Below are 18,749 nucleotides of genomic sequence, written 5' to 3' on the forward strand. Positions count from 1 at the left end.
AGGCTGACCGGCGTGAGCAGTGCGACCTCCTTCGACCCGCCCCGCCCCTGGATCGCGAGCTACGCCGCGGGGGTGCCCGACGATCTCGAGCCGGTCTCGGGCACGCTGCTCGACATCGTCGAGGCCTCGGCGCGCGACTACCCCGACGCACCCGCGCTGCAGTTCTTCGGACGCACGACCTCCTACCGCGAGCTCGTCGACGCCGTCGACCGCGTCGCCGCGGGGCTGCGCGAACGCGGCGTCGGCAAGGGTGACACCGTCGCCATCGTGCTGCCGAACTGCCCGCAGCACATCATCGCGTTCTACGCGATCCTGCGACTGGGCGCCATCGCCGTGGAGCACAACCCGCTGTACACCCCGCGTGAGCTGCGCAAGCAGTTCGAAGACCACGGGGCCACGACGGCGATCGTCTGGAGCAAGGTCGTCAAGACCGTGCAGGAGTTCCCCGCCGACCTCGCGGTGTCCACCCTCATCAGCGTCGACATCACGACGGCCATGCCCGTCACGCTCCGCCTCGCCCTGCATCTTCCGGTGCCCAAGGCGCGGGAGTCGCGGGCCGCGCTCACGGTGCGCACCACGGGAGCCACGCCGTGGGAGCATCTGACGCGCTCGGCGCCCCTGCCGGCATCCTTCCCGAAGCCCGCCACCGACGACGTCGCGATCATCCAGTACACGAGCGGTACGACCGGCACCCCCAAGGGCGCGGTCCTCACGCACCGCAACCTGCTCTCCAACGCGCGCCAGGCCCAGGCCTGGGTGCCGCAGATCACGCGCGGCAACGGATGCGTCGTCTACGCCGTGCTGCCGATGTTCCACGCCTACGGCCTCACGCTCTGCCTCACCTTCGCGATGTCGATGGGGGCCCGCCTCGTGCTGTTCCCCCGCTTCGAGCCGGCGATGGTCCTGGCGGTCACCAAGAAGCACCCGGCGACCTTCCTCCCGCTGGTTCCCCCCATCGCGGACCGCCTGCTCACGGCGGCGCGGGCGGAGGGCATCTCCCTGGCGGGCACCGAGGTCGCGATCTCGGGCGCGATGGCGCTTCCCCATGACCTCGTCGTGCCCTTCGAGGAGGCGACCGGCGGCTACCTCGTCGAAGGCTACGGACTGTCGGAGTGCTCGCCGGTGCTGATGGCGAACCCCGTCGCGGCCAACCGCAAGGCGGGCACCGTCGGACTCCCGCTTCCGGGCACCGAGTGCCGCGTGGTCGATCCCGACGAGCCGACGCGGGACGTCCCCGCGGGTGAGCGCGGAGAGCTGCTCGTCCGCGGCCCCCAGGTCTTCCAGGGCTACTACGGCAAGCCGGAGGCGACGGAGGCCGTGTTCGTGGACGGCTGGTTCCGCACCGGCGACATCGTCCAGATCGACGAGGACGGCTTCGTGCGCATCGTCGACCGGATCAAGGAGCTGATCATCACGGGCGGCTTCAACGTCGCGCCGACCGAGGTCGAGAACGCCCTGCGCCAGCATCCGCAGGTGGTCGATGCCGCCGTCGTGGGGCTGCCCAGCGCGCACTCCGGCGAGGAGGTCGTCGCCGCGGTCGTACTGGATCCCGCCGCGACGGATGCCGACACGGAGGCGATCCGCACGTTCGTGCGCGGCATCCTCACGCCCTACAAGGTCCCGCGTCGCCTCTTCGTCGTCGACGAGCTTCCCACCTCGCTGATCGGCAAGGTCCTGCGGCGCCAGGTACGGGAGTCGCTGCTGGCCCTCACCCAGCCCGCGGAGGACTGAGCGTCGTCACCCGGCATCCGGGTCGAGGGCGTCCAGCGCGGCCGGGCCCTGTTCGACGAGGATGCGGAACTGCGCGGCGTCGATGATCCGCACGCCGAGCTCCTCGGCCTTGCCGAGCTTGGAGCCGGCGCCGGGGCCCGCCGCGACGAAGTCCGTTTTCTTCGACACGGATGACGCGGCCTTGCCGCCCGCCGCGATGATCGCCTCCTGAGCGCCCTCGCGCGTGTAGCCCTCGAGGGAGCCGGTGGCGACGACGGTGAGACCGTCGAGCACGCCGCCTGCGGCGGCCGCCGCACCCGGTCCGGGGTGCCCGGGGATCTCGAGCCGCGCTCCGGCGGCCTGCCAGCGGTCGACGATCTCGCGGTGCCAGTCGACCGCGAACCATTCGATGAGCGAGTCCGCGATGATGCCGCCGACGCCGTCGACCGCCGCGAGGTCATCGCGCGACGCCGCGCGGATGGCCGCGAGCGACCCGAACCACTGCGCCAGCGCGCGCGCCGCGACGGGGCCGACATGGCGGATGCTGAGGGCCACGAGGAAGCGCCACAGGTCCTTCGTCTTGGCCTTCTCCAGCTCTTCCAGCAACGTCAGCGCCTGGGCGGAGGGCTGCGGTCCGGTGAGGCCCTGCTTCTTCTCCGCCGCGGACGGCAGGCGTCGGAACGGGGACCGCGTCACGGGCGCGCCCGTCTCGTCGTCGAGCTTCGGCTCGCCGGTCTCACTGTCGCGCACCACGACCTCGATCGGCACGAGCTGGGCGAGGGTCAGCTCGAACAGGCCGGCCTCGGTGGCGAGGGGCGGATCGGCCGGCACCGACGGCTGCGTGAGCGCGGCCGCGGTCACCTCGCCGAGCGCCTCGATGTCCAGCGCGCCGCGCGAGCCGATGTGCTCGACGCGCCCGCGCACCTGCGCGGGACAGGTGCGGGTGTTCGGGCAGCGCAGGTCGATGTCGCCCTCTTTCGCCGGGGCCAGCGTCGCTCCGCACTCGGGGCACTGCGTCGGCATCACGAAGGCGCGCTCGCTGCCGTCGCGGAGCTCGACGACGGGGCCGAGCACCTCCGGGATGACGTCGCCGGCTTTGCGCAGGACGACGGTGTCGCCGATCAGGACGCCTTTCGCGACGACGACCTCCTGGTTGTGCAGGGTGGCCTGACGGACGACGGAGCCGGCGACGCGCGCGGGCGCCATGACGGCGAACGGTGTCGCGCGACCGGTGCGGCCCACCGACACCACGATGTCGAGGAGCTTCGTGTTGACCTGCTCGGGAGGGTACTTGTACGCGATCGCCCAGCGCGGGGCCCGGCTGGTCGCTCCGAGCTCGTCGTGCAGCGCCAGTTCGTCGACCTTGACGACGACGCCGTCGATCTCGTGCTCCACGTCGTGGCGATGCTCGCCGTAGTGGGCGACGAAGTCCACGACGCCGTCGATGTCGTCGGCGGTCCGGAAGTACGGGCTGGTCGGCAGCCCCCAGGCCGACAGCAGCGCGTAGACCTCGCTCTGGGATGCGACCGGCGGGGCGGGCCAGGCGCCGATGCCGTGGACGAAGAGCCGGAGCGAGCTCAGTCGCGCATGCCCCGCCTCCCGCTCCATGCCGTTCTTCTTGTCGAGCTGCTGACGCAGTCCGCCGCTGGCCGCGTTGCGGGGGTTCGCGAAGGCCGGGAAGCGACGGGCTGCGCTGCGGGTGAGCTTCTCCTCGTCGCCGCCGCGCTCGCGGCCCTCCTCGATGACCCGCTCACGCAGACGCGCCTGCAGGGCGTTGAGCTCGTCGAACGCCGCGACGGGGATGTACACCTCGCCGCGGACCTCGACGAGGGGCGGGTGGCCCGTCCCCGCCAAACGAGCCGGGATGCCCGCGACCTGGAGCGCATTGACGGTGACGTCTTCGCCGACCCGACCGTCGCCGCGGGTCGCCGCCGACACGAGCACGCCGTGCTCGTACCGCAGATTGATCGCGAGACCGTCGATCTTCAGCTCCAGCAGCCAGCGCACGGGGCGCCCGGCCGCGGCCTGCGTCTTGGCGCACCACTCGCGCAGCTCCTCGGTGCTGAAGACGTTGTCGAGGCTCAGCATCCGCTCGGCATGCTCCACGGGCGCGAACATGGTGCTCTCCGCCGCCCCGACCGACAGCGTCGGCGAGTCCTGACCCTGCACCTCGGGGAACGCGCGCTCGACGGCCTCCAGTCGCTGCATCCACCCGTCGTATGTCGCGTCGTCGACGATCTCCGCGTCGCGGCCGTAGTAGGCATCCCGCGCTCCGACGATCAGGTCGGTGAGGCGCTGCGCCTCGCGATGCGCATCATCGAGACTCGTCGGAAGGGGTGCTGCGTGGTCCGTCACCCCGCCAGTGTAGGCGGCACCTCCGACATCCCCCGGACCGCGAGGGCGCCGGCGCTCGAGGCGACTTTCGGACGCCTCGAGCGCCCGAAACCCGCCCCGGCGCACGATCGGGCGCGCGAAGCGACCGAATCGCGACGGGATGCCGCGAGAGAGCGCTAGACGGGGACGGCGGAGACGGTGCGGTCGATCGTGAACTGCCCGATCACGCGGGTGCCGTCGTAGAGCACCGCGGTCTGGCCGGGCGCGACGCCGTCGAACGGCACCTCGGGCGTCACCGCCAGCATCCCGCCCTCGATCACGGCGCGGGCGGCCACGGGCTCGGCGTGGGCGCGGATCTGCACGTGGCACGCGAACGTCGTGGATGCCGGCGCGCGTCCCGTCCAGGTGACGCGCTCGCCCGAGATCTCCGCGGTCGCCAGCGCCTCCTTCGGGCCGACGACGACGGTGTTGCTGACCGGACGGACCTCCAGCACGAACCGCGGCTTGCCGTCCGCGGCGGGCGTGCCCAGCTGCAGACCGCGCCGCTGGCCGACGGTGTAGGCGTGGGCGCCCTCGTGGCTGCCGACGACGGCGCCGGTGCGATCGACGATGTCGCCCTGAGCGGTCCCCACCCGCTCGGCGAGCCACCCGCGGGTGTCGCCGTCGGGGATGAAGCAGATGTCGTGGCTGTCGGGCTTCTGCGCGACCGTCAGTCCGCGTGCCGCCGCCTCCGCCCGCACGACCGCCTTCGACGGCGTCGACCCGAGCGGGAAGTAGGTGTGCGCCAGCTGCTCGGCCGTCAGCACGCCGAGGACGTAGGACTGGTCCTTCGCCTCGTCGCTCGCGCGGTGCAGCTCGCGTCCGCCGGGCCCGTCGACGAGGGTGGCGTAGTGCCCGGTGCAGACGGCGTCGAACCCGAGTTCCAGCGCCCGCTCGAGCAGCGCGGCGAACTTGATCTTCTCGTTGCAGCGCATGCAGGGGTTCGGGGTGCGGCCCGCGCGGTACTCGGCGACGAAGTCGTCGATCACGTCGTCGCGGAAGCGTTCGGAGAAGTCCCAGACGTAGAACGGGATGCCGAGGAGGTCGGCCGCGCGGCGGGCATCCATCGCGTCCTCGATCGTGCAGCACCCGCGGCTGCCCGTGCGCAGGGTGCCGCCGGCGCGCGACAGGGCCAGGTGCACGCCGACGACATCGTGTCCCGCATCGACCGCGCGTGCCGCCGCGACGGCGGAGTCGACGCCGCCGCTCATCGCCGCAAGGATCCGCATCGTTCCAGTCTACGAGCGCCCCGGGACGGCGGCACCGGCGCTGCGCAGGCGTCCCGCTCCCGTCGCCCGAGCATAGGCCCCGGGGAGGGCGGAGAGGAGGGCATCGACGTCCCCCTCCGTGGACGTGCGCCCCAGGGTGAGCCGCAGCACGGAACGCGCGACCCGCTCGTCGCGACCGAGGGCGAGCACGACGTGCGACGGCTCTGCGACGCCGGCCTGGCAGGCCGAGCCGGTCGAGACCGAGATGCCGGCCTGATCGAGCAGGAACAGCATCGACTCCCCCGCCGCGCCCGGCAGGTGCACGTGCACGTTCCCCGCGATGCGGTGGTCGGCGTCGCCCAGGAGCTCCGCCTCCGGCACGGCCGCGCGGATGCCGGCGACCAGACGGTCGCCGAGCCGGCGCAGCCGGGCGGTCTCCTCGACGCGTTCCGACTCCGCCTCCTCCAGCGCGACCGCCAGCGCGGATGCTCCGGCGACGTCCGGCGTGCCGGAGCGCAGACCGCGCTGCTGGCCGCCGCCGTGCACGAGCGGCGAGAGCCGGGCGTGGCGGGAGACGACCAGCGCTCCCGTGCCGACGGGCGCGCCCACCTTGTGTCCCGAGATGCTGAGGGCGACCAGGCCGCCGGCACCGGACGCGTCGGCCCGCCACGCCGAGAACGACACCGGTACGTGGCCCAGGGCGCCGACCGCGTCGAGGTGCAGGGGGACGCCCGCGGCGGCGGCGGCACCGGCGAGGGCGACGGCATCCTGGACGGTGCCGACCTCGTTGTTCGCGACGAGCGCGGTGGCGACGGCGGCGGGCTCGGGCGCCGTCAGGGCGTCGCGGAAGTCCTCCTTCCGGATGCGGCCGACGTCGTCGAGGCCGACGGGGCGCACCGCGGCCCCCTGCGATCGCAGCCAGCCGACCGCGTCCAGCGTCGCGTGGTGCTCGCCGTCAGGCAGGACGATCGCCCCCGTATCGGCCGGCCGCGCCCACCAGAGTCCCTTGAGCGCGAGGTTCACCGATTCGGTGCCGCCCGAGGTCAGCACGACCTCGATCGGGTCGCAGTCGAGCACCGCCGCGATCCTCTCGCGTGACCCCTCCAGCAGCCGACGGGCCGCCTGACCGGCACCGTGGACCGACGAGGCATTGCCGACGAGAGTGGATGCCGAGATCCACGCGTCGCGCGCCGAATCGCGCAGCGGCGCCGACGCCGCATGGTCGAAGTAGATCGACATGACGCTCCCGCACTCGTGACGACGCGGTCTCACCGCGTCACTACTCTAGAGCGCATGGCCAGCCCGAAGCCGTCCGAGACCGCACCCCCCGCCGCCTTCCTCGGTGCGCCGTACGACGGCCTGGGGGTGACGCTCGGCCCGGACGGGGGAACCCTCCGCGTCTGGGCGGAGGACGCGACCGCGATCGAGCTCGTCCTGTTCGATGGCGAGGACCTCGACTGGATCACCGCGAGCCTTCCGCTCGCGCCGACGGCCGGCGACGTGTGGGAGGTCACGACACCGGAACTGCGCGTCGGGGCCTGCTACGCGCTGCGCGTGAGCGGGCCCGCCGGCCCCGGCCAGACGTTCAACCCGGAGAGCCTGCTGATCGATCCGTACGCGCGGGGGCTCGTCCCGGTCCGCATCGGCCAGTGGCGTTCGGCCGTCGTCGACCGGGACTTCGACTGGCAGGGCGTCGGGCGACCCGCGGTCCCGCTGGATCGGACCGTGATCTACGAGGCCCACGTGAAGGGCCTCACCAAGCGGCATCCGGACATCCCGCCGGCGCTGCACGGCACGTACGCCGGTCTCGGTCACCCCGCAATGATCGCCCACCTGACCGCGCTCGGCGTGACCGCCGTCGAGCTGCTGCCGATCCACGCCTTCGAGACCGAGCCGCGCCTGCTCAACCAGGGGCTGACGAACTACTGGGGCTACAACACGCTCAACTTCTTCACCCCCCACGCCGCGTACGCGACGGCGGAGGCGATCGCCGCCGGCCCGGACGCCGTGCTCCGCGAGGTGAAGACGATGGTGCGCGATCTGCACGCCGCGGGCATCGAGGTGATCCTCGACGTCGTCTACAACCACACCTCCGAACTGGGGCTCGGCGGACCGCGCTCGAGTCTGCGCGGCATCGACAACCGCGGCTACTACCGCCAGCAGGAGGACGGCGCCTACATCGACGTCACCGGCTGCGGCAACGCGGTGAACACCGCGACGGATGCCGCCGCCCGCCTCGTCCTGGACTCGTTGCGGTACTGGGCGCAAGAAGTGCAGATCGACGGGTTCCGCTTCGACCTCGCGGTCACGCTGGGGCGCGACGCACAGAACACGTTCGATCCTCGGCATCCGCTGCTGCGCGCGATCGTGGAAGACCCCGCCCTGGCGGGCCTGAAGATGATCGCCGAGCCCTGGGACGTGGGCATGGGCGGCTGGCAGACCGGCAACTTCGGCGCCGGCTGGTCGGAGTGGAACGACCGCTATCGCGACCGGGTGCGCAACTTCTGGCTCAGCGACGTCGACTACGCGCGCCGGGCCGCGATCTCGCCGGTCGGCGTGGGGGGGTTCGCGACGCGGCTGGCGGGATCGTCCAACACCTTCAGCGCGGAGCGCGGGCCGCTGGCGAGCGTGAACTTCGTCACCGCCCACGACGGATTCACCCTCCGCGATCTCGTCTCGTACGACGTCAAGCACAATCTCGGCAACGGCGAGCAGAACCGCGACGGCGCCGACACCAACCGGTCCTTCAACCACGGTGCGGAGGGACCGACCGACGACGAGGCCATCCTCGCGACGCGCCGGAAGGCGATGCGCAACCTGATCGGGACGCTCCTGCTGTCGGCCGGCGTACCCATGATCACCGCCGGCGACGAGTTCGGGCGCTCCCAGCGCGGCAACAACAACGCCTACTGCCACGACTCGCCCCTGACCTGGCTGAACTGGGAGCACGCCGCGTGGCAGGAGGATCTCCTCGCCCATGTACGACGACTGGTGCACCTGCGACGGGAGAACCCGGCCCTGCGTCCGCGCCGCTTCGCGCGCGACGCGCACGTGGTGCCCAGCGCATCGGTCATCGACTGGTACGACGAGAACGGCGAGACCATGTCGATCGAGCGGTGGACCGACCCGGCGCACCGCACCCTGCAGTACGACGCCGCCTCCACGCCGGAGGAGGAGGCGCCCAACCGCATCCTGCTCGTCGTGCACGGCACCGAACGCCCCATCGACGTCACCCTGCCCCGCATCGACGGGATCACGGGGTACGTGTCGCTGTGGTCGAGCGTGCCCGACCGTCCCGACACGACGGAGCCGGTGTTCGCGCCCGGCGACGTCGTGACGCTGCCCGGCACGGCACTGCACCTGTTCCGCGCACGATGAGCCGGACCCGCGGGCAGATGGTGTCCGCCGCTGCGCTTCGGCGGTAGGTTCGAGACGTGGCATCGACGACGCGCTCCGTTCCTTCCGACCTCCCCCGCGCGACGACGCCGCCCCCGCGCACGGCGCCCCTGCGCAGCGCGGCGCCCCTGCCGGTCCGCCCGGCCGTGCCGTGGCGCGCCGTCGCCGACACGCGCACCGGACGCATCCCGATGGCCGGCGCCCACCCCTCCGTCCCCGATGGTCTCTTCCGGCCGTCCGCCTTCGCGGGCGAGGCGGTGCCGTTCGTGGTCACCGCCTTCCGCGAGGGGCACGATCTCATCGGCGTCCACGTGCGGCTCTTCTCCCCCGCGGGCGACGAGTCGCTGCACCGACTGGAGCCCGTGGGCGACGGCTTCGACCGCTGGAGCGTGCAGCTCGCGCCCGTCGAAGAGGGGGTGTGGCGGTTCCGGTTCGAAGCGTTCGCGGACGACTTCGCGACGTGGGAGCACGCCGCCGCCCTGAAGATCGCGGCGGGTGTCGATGCCCCGCTCATGCGCGAGGCGGGCGCGCGTCTGCTCACCTCCGCCGCCGCGGAGAAGGACCGTCCGGCGGCGGAGCGGCGCGCGCTGACGGCGGCGGCCGCGGCGCTGCGCGACGGGGACGTCACGGACGAGTCGGCTCTCGTCGTGGTGCGCGATCCGGCGCTCGCGTCCTTCTTCCGCGCACGACCCGTGCAGTCCCTCCTCACGGTGGGGGCCGAGCAGGAGCTCCTCGTGGAGCGGGAGCGCGCCGGTGTGGGCGCCTGGTACGAGTTCTTCCCGCGCTCGGAGGGCGCCAAGCGGCTCAAGGACGGCACGATCCGCAGCGGCACCTTCCGCACGGCCGCCAAGCGGCTCCCCGCGGTCTCCGCGATGGGCTTCGACGTGCTCTACCTCCCCCCGATCCACCCGATCGGCGAGAGGAACCGCAAGGGCCCCAACAACACGCTCACGGCCGGCCCGGGAGACCCCGGCTCGCCCTGGGCGATCGGATCCGCGGCGGGCGGGCACGACACCGTGCACCCCGATCTCGGCACCCTCGCCGATTTCCGCGCCTTCGTCCGTGCCGCGCGTGCGGAGGGCCTGGAGATCGCCCTCGACCTCGCGCTGCAGGCCGCTCCCGACCACCCGTGGGTGGCCGCTCACCCCGAGTGGTTCACGACCCTGCCCGACGGCTCGATCGCGTACGCCGAGAACCCGCCGAAGAAGTATCAGGACATCTACCCGATCAACTTCGACAACGACCCCGAGGGCATTCGCGCCGAGGTGCTGCGCATCGTCCGGCACTGGATCGCGCAGGGCGTGAAGATCTTCCGCGTCGACAACCCCCACACCAAGCCGTTGCAGTTCTGGGAATGGCTCATCGCGACGGTCAACGCGGAGCACCCCGACGTCGTCTTCCTCGCCGAGGCGTTCACCCGGCCGGCCCCGCTGCAGGCCCTCGCGCAGGCGGGTTTCCAGCAGAGCTACTCCTACTTCACGTGGCGCAACACCAAGGCCGAGCTCGAGGAGTTCTTCCGCTGGATCTCGCAGGACACGGCGGACTTCATGCGTCCCAACCTGTTCGTCAACACGCCCGACATCCTCACCGAGTACCTCCAGTACGGCGGCCGGCCGGCGTACAAGATCCGTGCGGCCCTGGCCGCCACCGCCGGCGCCTCGTACGGGGTGTACGCCGGCTACGAGCTCATCGAGAACGTCGCGCGGCCGGGGTCCGAGGAGAACATCGACAACGAGAAGTACGAGTACAAGCTGCGCGACTGGGATGCCGCGGCATCCGCCGGCGTCTCGATCGCTCCCTACCTCACGCGGCTCAACGAGATCCGCAGGGCGCACCCGTCGCTTCGTCAGCTGCGCGACCTCAGCATCCACTGGAGCGACGACGACGCCATCCTGGTGTACGTCAAGCACCTGCCCGCCGCCCTGAGCGAGACCGGACGGGCCGACACGATCATCGTCGTGGCCAACGTCGATCCGCACTCCACGCGGCAGACGACCGTCCACATCGACAGTTCCGTCTTCGGGGTGACGCCCGGCACCGACTACGTCGTGGAGGACCTCATCACGGGCGCCACCTGGACGTGGAACCGGGACAACTTCGTCCGACTGGACGCGTTCGACGAACCCGTCCACATCCTGCACGTGAAGGAGTCCCGATGACCGACGTATCCGACGAGGTGCTCGACACCGTCGCCACCGGCTCCTACCACGCACCGCACGACGTCCTGGGCCCGCACCGCCGCGCCGACGGCACCTGGGTGATCCGCGCCCGGCGCCCGATGGCGTCGTCGGTCACGGCGGTCACCGACGAGGGCGTCCGCATCCCCCTGGACCATGTGCGCTCCGGCATCTGGGAAGGCTCCGCCGCGGAGCAGCCGCGCGCCTACGAGATCGTCGCCGCGTACGACGGTGCGCCGGACTTCCGCGCCGACGACCCCTATCGCCACCTCCCCACCCTCGGCGACGTCGATCGCCACCTCATCGCGGAAGGCCGACACGAACAGCTCTGGCAGGCGCTCGGCGCCCACGTCCGCCACTACGACGGCGTCGCCGGCGTGTCCTTCGCCGTCTGGGCGCCCAACGCGCGCGCGGTCCGCGTCGTCGGAGACTTCAACGCGTGGGACGGTCAGGGCCACGCGCTGCGCAGCCTGGGATCGAGCGGTGTCTGGGAGCTGTTCGTGCCGGGGCTCGGCGCCGGCACGGTGTACAAGTACGAGATCCTGACGCGGCACGGCGGCTGGGTCCTGAAGGCCGACCCGATGGCCCAACGCGCGGAGGTCCCGCCGGCGACGGGGTCGATCGTCACCGAGAGCGCGCACACGTGGGGCGACGGCGCATGGATGAGCGCCCGCGCCGAGCGCGACGTCCTCGCGCAGCCGATGTCCACCTACGAGCTGCACCTCGGCTCGTGGCGGCCCGGTCTCGGCTACCGCGACGCGGCGGAGCCCCTGATCGACTACCTCACGGAGGTCGGCTACACGCACGTCGAGTTCCTGCCGCTGGCGGAGCACCCGTTCGGCGGGTCCTGGGGCTACCAGGTGAGCGGCTACTACGCGCCGACCAGCCGCTTCGGAAGCCCCGACGACCTCCGCTACCTGATCGACCGTCTGCACCAGGCCGGCTTCGGCGTGATCATGGACTGGGTGCCGGGACACTTCCCCAAGGACGCCTTCGCCCTCGCCCGCTTCGACGGCGACCCCCTCTACGAGCACCCGGACCCGCGGCGTGGCGAGCACAAGGACTGGGGCACACTGATCTTCGACTACGGCCGCAACGAGGTGCGCAACTTCCTCGTCGCGAACGCGCTGTACTGGTTGGAGGAGTTCCACGTCGACGGTCTGCGCGTGGATGCCGTGGCCTCCATGCTCTACCTCGACTACTCGCGCGAAGAAGGCCAGTGGGAGCCGAACATCTACGGCGGCCGGGAGAACCTGGAGGCCATCCGGTTCCTGCAAGAGGTGAACGCGACGGCCTACAAGCGCTACCCGGGCATCGCGATGATCGCGGAGGAGTCGACGAGCTACCCCGGCGTGACGGCCCCGACCAGCGCCGGAGGGCTCGGTTTCGGCTTCAAGTGGAACATGGGCTGGATGAACGACTCCCTGGAGTACATCAAGCGCGACCCCATGTACCGCGCGCATCACGAGGGCGAGCTGTCGTTCTCGTTCGTCTACGCGTTCAGTGAGCACTTCATCCTCCCCATCAGCCACGACGAGGTCGTGCACGGCAAGGGCACGCTGTTCACCCGGATGCCGGGCGATCACTGGCAGAAGCTGGCGAACACCCGCGCCTTCCTCGCCTACATGTGGGGGCACCCGGGCAAGCAGCTGCTGTTCATGGGCCAGGATTTCGGCCAGCTCTCCGAGTGGTCGGAGGGACGCGGCCTCGACTGGTGGATGCTCGATCAGCCGCCGCACCGCCGACTGCTGGACTTCGTCGGCGCGCTGAACCGCGTCTATCGGGAGAATCCCCCCCTGTGGGCCCGCGACAGCGACGGCTCGGCGTTCTCGCGCATCGGCGCCCCGACCTGGAACCCGAACGTGATCGCCTTCACGCGGTACGACCACGAGGGCAACGCCGTCGCCGTGGTGTGCAACTTCTCCGGCGTGCCGCTGCACGACTACGCGCTGGATCTTCCTGCCGGCGGCGAGTGGACCGAGTTGCTCAACTCGGATGCCGAGGCGTACGGCGGCTCCGGCGTCGGCAACCTCGGAACGGTGCACGCCGACGGCAACGGGCGCGCGACCCTCGTGCTGCCGCCGCTGGGCGTGCTCTGGCTCGGCCGATCCGCCTAGAGCGGCGGTATGGCGGGGCCGGCGCCGGGACGCGGGGTCAGAACAGCAGCGAGGTCAGCCGTCCGCGGGCGCGGATGACGCGCGCGTCGCCGTCGCCGACGAGCGCGAAGAGCTCGACGAGCCGCTCCCGCACCGGGGCTCGTTCGTCCGACGGCAGCGCGGCGAAGAGGTCGAGCAGGCGGCCGAAGGCGTCGTCGACGTGCCCGCCGGCGATGTCGAGGTCGGCGACGGCGAACTGCGCCTCGATGTCGCGGGGCGCCTCCGCCGCGGCGGCACGGGCCTGGGCGAGATCGAGGCTCTGGACGCGCTGGAGCAGTCGCACCTGACCGAGACCGGCGCGCGCCTGCTCGTCGCGGGGGTTCTCGGACAGGGCGGCCTCGTAAGCGGAGACCGCACGCCCGTAGTCGCCGGCCTCGATCGCGTCGAAGGCCTCCTGATGGAGGGGCGGAAGAGCGGGCTCGGCATCATCGGCGGCATCCGCGCCGGCGCCGTCCACGGGCACGGTGCCGGTCACGCCGTTCTGGGCCGCGAGCTGCAGGAGCTGGGCGAACACCTCGCGCACCTGCTGTTCGGGGACGGCGCCGGTGAACAGCGGCACCGGCTGCCCCGCGACGAGCGCCACGACCATCGGGATGGACTGCGCGCGGAACCCCTGGGCGAGCTGGGGGTTCGCGTCGACGTCGACCTTGGCGAGCACGAGGCGTCCGCCGAGCTCGACGACGACCTTCTCCAGGATCGGGCTGAGCTGCGTGCAGGGGCCGCACCATTCGGCCCAGAGGTCCACCACGACCGGCACGGATCGCGAGAGCTCGAGGACCTCGCCGAAGGTCGCGTCGGTCGCGTCGAAGACGAGCGGGGTGGCGGTCGGCGCGCCCGCGGCGGGAGCCGTACCGGCCGGCGCGGCGGCACGCGATCGGAGAGAGGACAGGTCGACGGCACCGCGCAGCACGGCGCCCGAGGTGGGATCGCTCACTTATGAGACCACTTTCGCGTCGAGGATGGAGGTGGAATAGCCCAGCAGCTGGATGCGCTTGTTCGAGCTCTGCGACGGCACGAAGAAGAACAGCTGATCGACGAAGGTCGTCGTGAAGCCGCTGGAGGACTGGTTCACGCCGGTGAGCGTCTGCACGATCGGGTTGTTGTCGAGCTTGATGACGGCGTCGGTGTTCGTGGGCTTCACCGTGTCGCTCTCGTGCACCGTGACCGCGACGATCGCCCCCGAGTCGAGTGTCGCGAGGGAGATCGGCTCGTCGGGCCCCGCCGAGGCGGCGAAGCTGAGCGTGCCCGTCTGGGCGCCGGTCTGGTTGAACGACTCCAGCCGCGCGGCGCGGTTATCGGCGACGAGCTTGCGGAACGGGTCGTTCGTGGCGTCGAACTGTCCCGCGAACGGGCTGCTGTCGCCGTTGGTCAGGATGTCCGCGTAGGCGGCGGCGACCTTGTTCGGAGCGAGCGCGAGGAACGGCGAGTCGGGGTCGATCGCGATGGCGCCCACGTACGCGGGAGCGAGGTTGAGGCTCGCCTGCGACACCAGCTCGGCCTGGTTGGTCACCTTGTAGGGCGACCACGGGTCTTCCTGGGTCACGCTGAGGATGACGTCGCCGGTCTCGATGACGGCGAAGAACGTCCGCGGCCACCCGTCGTAGGCCTCCGGCAGGATGACCTTGACCGGCTTGTCGGGCAGGGCACCCAGTGCCGTGTGCCCGGCGACGTCGCGCAGGCGGTAGTCGGTCTCGCGTGCGGCCAGTGCCGAGTCGGTGAGACGCTCGGCGGCGGCGGCGGGATCCTTCGCGGCATCCGCCTTCGCCACCTGCTCGGAGATCCGGGTGAGGATGCGCTCGGCCTGCGCCTGCGTGACGGCGGGGCTGCCCTGGTCCTGCGGCACGACGACGCTCTCCGATGCCGTGGGGGTCGGGGTGCCGGCCAGCTGAGGCCACGCATCGGCGGTGCAGCCGGTGAACAGGAGGGCGGACAGGCCCACGGCGGGGGCGGCCAGCAGGACGCGCTTTCCCCGGCTGAGCTGACGACGTGTCGGCGTGGCGCTGATCACTCCCTTGTCGGCGCCCTCCACCGCGACATCGATCGGCTCGGTGACGGGCATGGGCAGCCCCTTGCGACGGGGCCCGCGCGACCGGCGGGCATGGCGGACGCCCAGGACGTACAGCACGAGACCGATGAGGAGCAGGATGCTGCCGCCGACGATGAGCGGACCGGCCCAGGGGGTCGTCGGGCCGGTCGGCCACGTGACGGTCATGCTCGACGGTGCCGGCTTGATGCCGTCGGTCGCGACGAGCAGGCTCATGTCCGCCGGCAGCTGAAGGGGGGTGACCAGCAGATCGTCCTGCTGGAACTCGTCGAGCCAGAGGTCCGAGCCGACGGGAGTGATCGCGGCGCTCCCCTCCGCGGGCGGGGTCTTCGCGGCGACGGCGGTGGTAGCGAGCTCGTCGCCGTCCAGGGTGACGTGGGTGTACGACGACGGCGTCAGCCAGGCCTCGAGATCGGCGGTGCGGCCGTAGGAGGCGAAGATCGTGCCGGATTCCTTCACGCGCAGGGTCTGCGAGCCGGTGTGGCTGTTGAGGACGCTGCCGTCGATCAACACGTAGGGGGCATCCCCGGACACCGAGATGGTCTGGCTCTCCGTGCGCGGCCCTTGCAGGACCGTCCGCTGAGCGATCCCCGCCCCGATCATGAGGGCAGCCAGCACGAAGGCCGTTACAGCCCAGACGAAACGCACGAAAGACACCTCCCTGCGCACCGAAGACGGGATGACGGCGCGCAATCGACATTCCAGACTAGCGACATCCGGCTGTGCGTCGCCCGGGAGGGTCGAACGCGCTTCGGCCGTGTCGACACGGGAACGCCGACGCGGTGCGTATTCTGACAACACCATGAAGCTCCAGCATCCGTTCCGCACGGCCCTCGTCGCCACCCTCGGCGTCGGCGTCGGCATCCTGCTCATCACCAGCGTGCAGACCCTGTCGACGATCCTGCTCTACGTGGGCACCGCGCTGTTCCTCGCGCTCGGCCTCGACCCGCTGGTCAGCTGGCTGGAGCGGCGGAAGCTGCCGCGCTGGGCGGCGCTGCTGATCACCTTCGCCGCCGTGCTCGCGGTGTTCACGGGCATCGTCCTGATCGTGATCCCCGTCCTGGTCGGGCAGATCGCGCAGCTGGTGACGCAGATCCAGCAGCTCATCCAGAGCGCCGTGGACGGCGCCTGGAACCCCGTCGACGACCTGTCGGCGTGGCTGCACAGCAACTTCCCGGCGCTCGACGTCGACAAGGCGTTCGCGTACGTGTCGGACTGGTTCAACACGCTCGACTTCGGTCAGATCGGCACCTCCGCCGGCAACGTGATCCTCGGCATCGGCGCGGGGATCATCTCCGGGGTCACCGGGGCCATCATCATCCTGATCCTCACGATCTACTTCACGGCCTCCACGCCGTCGCTGAAGGCGTCGGTCGCCCAGCTCGTGCCGGCCTCGAAGCGCGCGCGGTTCGTCGACCTGTCGGAGCAGATCACGGCATCCGTGGGCCACTACGTCATGGGGCAGGTCACGCTCGGCGCGATCAACGGTGTGCTCAGCGCCGTGTTCCTGTCGATCATCGGCGCACCGTTTCCCGCCGTGCTGGCCGTGGTCGCCTTCTTCTTCTCGCTCATCCCGCTCGTCGGTACGCTCACCGGCTCGGCGATCATCGTGCTGACCTGCCTCATCCCCGGGCTCAGCTCGCCCCTGACGGCGATCGTCGCGCTCATCTGGTACGCGATCTACATGCAGGTGGAGGCCTACGTCCTGTCGCCGCGCATCATGAACCGCGCCGTCTCCGTGCCCGGCGCCGTCGTGGTGATCGCCGCCCTGGCCGGCGGATCGCTCCTCGGCCTGCTCGGCGCGCTCATCGCCATCCCGGTCGCGGCGAGCGTGCTGATCATCTACCGCCAGGTGATCATTCCGCGGCAGAACGAGCGCTGAGCGGCGGGGACGCGCTGCGCGGCGGATGCCGTCAGTCGCCGTCCCACTGCGTGGGCAGCGGCAGCGCGTCGGGATTGACCGCGGCCACGATCTCGGTGAGCACACGGCGGGTCTGGTTCTCCCCCACCCACAGGTGCTTGCCGCCCTCGACGGCGATCAGCTCGGCGTGCGCGATCGGCGCGAACCGCTCGCGCGCCTCGTCCGGTCGCAGGTAGTCGTCGAACTCCGGCACGAGCACGATCACCGCACGGGGATCGCCCCGCCAGGCCGCGATCTCGTCGGCTCCGGCACGGTGCAGCGGCGGCGAGAGCAGGATCACGCCGTCGACGGCGTGGTCGCGGCCGTACTTGAGGGCGAGCTCCGTGCCGAACGACCAGCCGACCAGCCAAGGATGCGGGAGGCCTCGAGCGGTCACGAAGTCCATCGCCGCCGCGACGTCGAACGCCTCCGCGCGTCCGCCGTCGAAGGCGCCCTCACTGGTCCCGCGGGGCGAGCTCGTGCCCCGCGTGTTGAAGCGGAGCACGGCGAGATCGGCCAGCGCGGGCAGCCGCCCCGCGGCCTTCCGGAGGATGTGCGAGTCCATGAAGCCGCCCGCGGTCGGAAGCGGATGCAGCGTCACCAGGGTCGCGATCGGCTCCCGATGCTCGGGCAGCGCCAACTCCCCGACCAGCGTGAGTCCGTCGAGCGTCGTGAGCTCGATCTCCTCGCGCCGCGCGGGAAGCTGGACGGGTCCGCGAATCTCCATGTCAGGCAATCCTCCAACAGGCCGTGTGCCAATGTCTGCGAGCCGCGAGGTCCGCCGCGTCGCCCAGGACGCCGTCCGCGCGCCAGACCACGAGGTGCGCGGTGCCGGGCGTGATCGCACGAGAGCACCCCGGACAGGTGTAGCTCTTCTGCGCCTTCGCGGCGCTGACCGGCTGCACCGTCCACTCCGAGCCGCGTCGGTGCTCGGAGCGCTTCCACCCGCTCAGGAGCCGATCGAACGAATCGTCGGCGGGTTGCGGCTGCCGTCGGTTCGCGCGCGGCATCGGATCAGTACCACCCCGTGGACTGCGAGTGCGACCAGGCACCGCACGGCGTGCTGTAGCGGCCGCCGATGTAGCCGAGCCCCCAGGCGATCTGCGTCGCCGGGTTGGTCTCCCAGTCAGCACCGGCGGAGGCCATCTTGCTTCCGGGGAGCGCCTGCGGGATGCCGTACGCGCCGCTGCCGGCGTTGTAGGCGCCGACGCGCCAGCCCGACTCCTTGTTCCACAGCGCGACGAGACAGGCGAACTCGTCGTCGCCCCATCCGCGCTGCTGCACCATCGAGTAGGCGATCGCCTGCGCGGTGCCGGGATCCGGGGCCACGAAGGGCGGCGACCACGCGGCAGACGACGACGAGGTGCCGGTCGCCGTCGCCGTCGGCGTGGGCGTGGGCGTGGGCTTCGGCGTGACGTACACGCTGTAGACGACGCCGTCGCGGCCGAGCCCGGTGGTCTGATCGGATGCGGCGAGGTACGCCTGCGCGTCGGCGATGGTCGAGGCGTAGAGAGAGATGGGGGCGACTTCCGCGGCGTGCGCCTCGGGGGTCGAGGCCGTCAACGGCGCGATATACACCACGCCGAAGCCGAGCACCGCGACGACCGCGAACACGCTCATCGCCCCGCGACGCCGCGTCCACTTGGCGGGGGCGGCCTTCGCCGGGCGTCGCCCCGCTCCGGATCTCGCAGCCGCACGCCCATCGCCCCGGGTCGCCGGTGCGGCGGCGGGAGCGGCGGTGAGCTCGGCGTCAGAAGTCACAGTGCTCCGATTCTAGCCTCGCGA

At 71.5% G+C, this 18,749-nt stretch carries 13 protein-coding genes; 5 read left to right on the forward strand and 8 right to left on the reverse strand.

The features are described from left to right. Window positions 1–12: 12 nt before the first annotated feature. Window positions 13–1,731: a long-chain-fatty-acid--CoA ligase gene (locus AC6CQV_RS06925; RefSeq protein WP_498260602.1), complete on the forward strand. Its 1,719-nt coding sequence runs from the start codon at window positions 13–15 to the stop codon at window positions 1,729–1,731. A 6-nt stretch (window positions 1,732–1,737) separates the two neighbouring features. Here AC6CQV_RS06925 and ligA read toward each other — a convergent pair whose 3' ends face one another. From ligA to AC6CQV_RS06940, 3 genes are all read right to left on the reverse strand, one after another. Continuing rightward, window positions 1,738–4,065: an NAD-dependent DNA ligase LigA gene (ligA, locus tag AC6CQV_RS06930; protein ID WP_498260603.1), complete on the reverse strand. Its 2,328-nt coding sequence runs from the start codon at window positions 4,063–4,065 to the stop codon at window positions 1,738–1,740. Between the two features lie 155 nt (window positions 4,066–4,220). Continuing rightward, window positions 4,221–5,312, reverse strand: a complete 1,092-nt coding sequence (gene mnmA / locus AC6CQV_RS06935) for a tRNA 2-thiouridine(34) synthase MnmA (protein WP_082734057.1) — start codon at window positions 5,310–5,312, stop codon at window positions 4,221–4,223. A 9-nt stretch (window positions 5,313–5,321) separates the two neighbouring features. Next, on the reverse strand, window positions 5,322–6,530 hold the full coding sequence (locus AC6CQV_RS06940; protein WP_498260604.1) for a cysteine desulfurase family protein: 1,209 nt from the start codon (window positions 6,528–6,530) through the stop codon (window positions 5,322–5,324). Window positions 6,531–6,584: 54 nt separating this feature from the next. On the opposite strand from AC6CQV_RS06940, the gene glgX reads away from it, so the two are divergent. The 3 genes from glgX (at window position 6,585) to glgB (ending at window position 12,981) form a co-directional block, all read left to right on the forward strand. Beyond that, window positions 6,585–8,669, forward strand: a complete 2,085-nt coding sequence (gene glgX, locus AC6CQV_RS06945) for a glycogen debranching protein GlgX (protein WP_498260605.1) — start codon at window positions 6,585–6,587, stop codon at window positions 8,667–8,669. Between the two features lie 209 nt (window positions 8,670–8,878). Then, window positions 8,879–10,846 (forward strand): alpha-1,4-glucan--maltose-1-phosphate maltosyltransferase, encoded by a 1,968-nt coding sequence (locus AC6CQV_RS06950; protein ID WP_498260690.1) that lies wholly within the window; start codon window positions 8,879–8,881, stop codon window positions 10,844–10,846. Next, window positions 10,843–12,981 (forward strand): 1,4-alpha-glucan branching protein GlgB, encoded by a 2,139-nt coding sequence (gene glgB / locus AC6CQV_RS06955; protein ID WP_498260606.1) that lies wholly within the window; start codon window positions 10,843–10,845, stop codon window positions 12,979–12,981. The genes AC6CQV_RS06950 and glgB overlap by 4 nt, the downstream gene beginning before the upstream one ends. Before the next feature lie 37 nt (window positions 12,982–13,018). On the opposite strand, the gene AC6CQV_RS06960 is transcribed toward glgB, so the two are convergent. Then, window positions 13,019–13,954, reverse strand: a complete 936-nt coding sequence (locus AC6CQV_RS06960; protein ID WP_061781796.1) for a tetratricopeptide repeat protein — start codon at window positions 13,952–13,954, stop codon at window positions 13,019–13,021. Continuing rightward, a complete protein-coding gene (locus AC6CQV_RS06965; RefSeq protein WP_498260607.1) occupies window positions 13,955–15,712 on the reverse strand; it encodes a DUF8094 domain-containing protein in 1,758 nt (585 codons plus the stop codon). Window positions 15,713–15,866: 154 nt separating this feature from the next. Between AC6CQV_RS06965 and AC6CQV_RS06970 the strand changes: the two genes are divergently transcribed. Then, complete coding sequence (locus tag AC6CQV_RS06970) at window positions 15,867–16,946, forward strand: AI-2E family transporter (RefSeq protein ID WP_492490780.1); 1,080 nt, start codon at window positions 15,867–15,869, stop codon at window positions 16,944–16,946. A gap of 31 nt (window positions 16,947–16,977) precedes the next feature. Here the strand turns inward: AC6CQV_RS06970 and AC6CQV_RS06975 are convergent, their stop codons facing one another. Genes AC6CQV_RS06975 through AC6CQV_RS06985 form a run of 3 tightly spaced genes read right to left on the reverse strand, consistent with a single transcriptional unit; the run spans window position 16,978 to window position 18,725 of the window. Further along, window positions 16,978–17,691, reverse strand: coding sequence for an alpha/beta hydrolase (locus tag AC6CQV_RS06975; protein ID WP_498260608.1), 714 nt, complete (start codon window positions 17,689–17,691; stop codon window positions 16,978–16,980). A gap of 1 nt (window position 17,692) precedes the next feature. After that, entirely contained in the window at window positions 17,693–17,974 is a 282-nt protein-coding gene (locus tag AC6CQV_RS06980) for an Rv1322 family protein (RefSeq protein WP_498260609.1), read from the reverse strand. Between the two features lie 4 nt (window positions 17,975–17,978). Beyond that, window positions 17,979–18,725: an aggregation-promoting factor C-terminal-like domain-containing protein gene (locus tag AC6CQV_RS06985; RefSeq protein ID WP_498260610.1), complete on the reverse strand. Its 747-nt coding sequence runs from the start codon at window positions 18,723–18,725 to the stop codon at window positions 17,979–17,981. Between the last annotated feature and the right edge of the window lie 24 nt (window positions 18,726–18,749).

The organism is Microbacterium sp. EG9, assembly GCF_059759475.1.

Coding starts and splice junctions, on each gene's coding strand:
- AC6CQV_RS06970 (WP_492490780.1), top strand. CDS start 15,867: ATGAAGCTCCAGCATCCGTTCCGCACGGCCCTCGTCGCCACCCTCGGC.
- AC6CQV_RS06980 (WP_498260609.1), bottom strand. CDS start 17,974: ATGCCGCGCGCGAACCGACGGCAGCCGCAACCCGCCGACGATTCGTTC.
- AC6CQV_RS06975 (WP_498260608.1), bottom strand. CDS start 17,691: ATGGAGATTCGCGGACCCGTCCAGCTTCCCGCGCGGCGCGAGGAGATC.
- AC6CQV_RS06950 (WP_498260690.1), top strand. CDS start 8,879: ATGGCCGGCGCCCACCCCTCCGTCCCCGATGGTCTCTTCCGGCCGTCC.
- glgB (WP_498260606.1), top strand. CDS start 10,843: ATGACCGACGTATCCGACGAGGTGCTCGACACCGTCGCCACCGGCTCC.
- AC6CQV_RS06940 (WP_498260604.1), bottom strand. CDS start 6,530: ATGTCGATCTACTTCGACCATGCGGCGTCGGCGCCGCTGCGCGATTCG.
- mnmA (WP_082734057.1), bottom strand. CDS start 5,312: ATGCGGATCCTTGCGGCGATGAGCGGCGGCGTCGACTCCGCCGTCGCG.
- glgX (WP_498260605.1), top strand. CDS start 6,585: ATGGCCAGCCCGAAGCCGTCCGAGACCGCACCCCCCGCCGCCTTCCTC.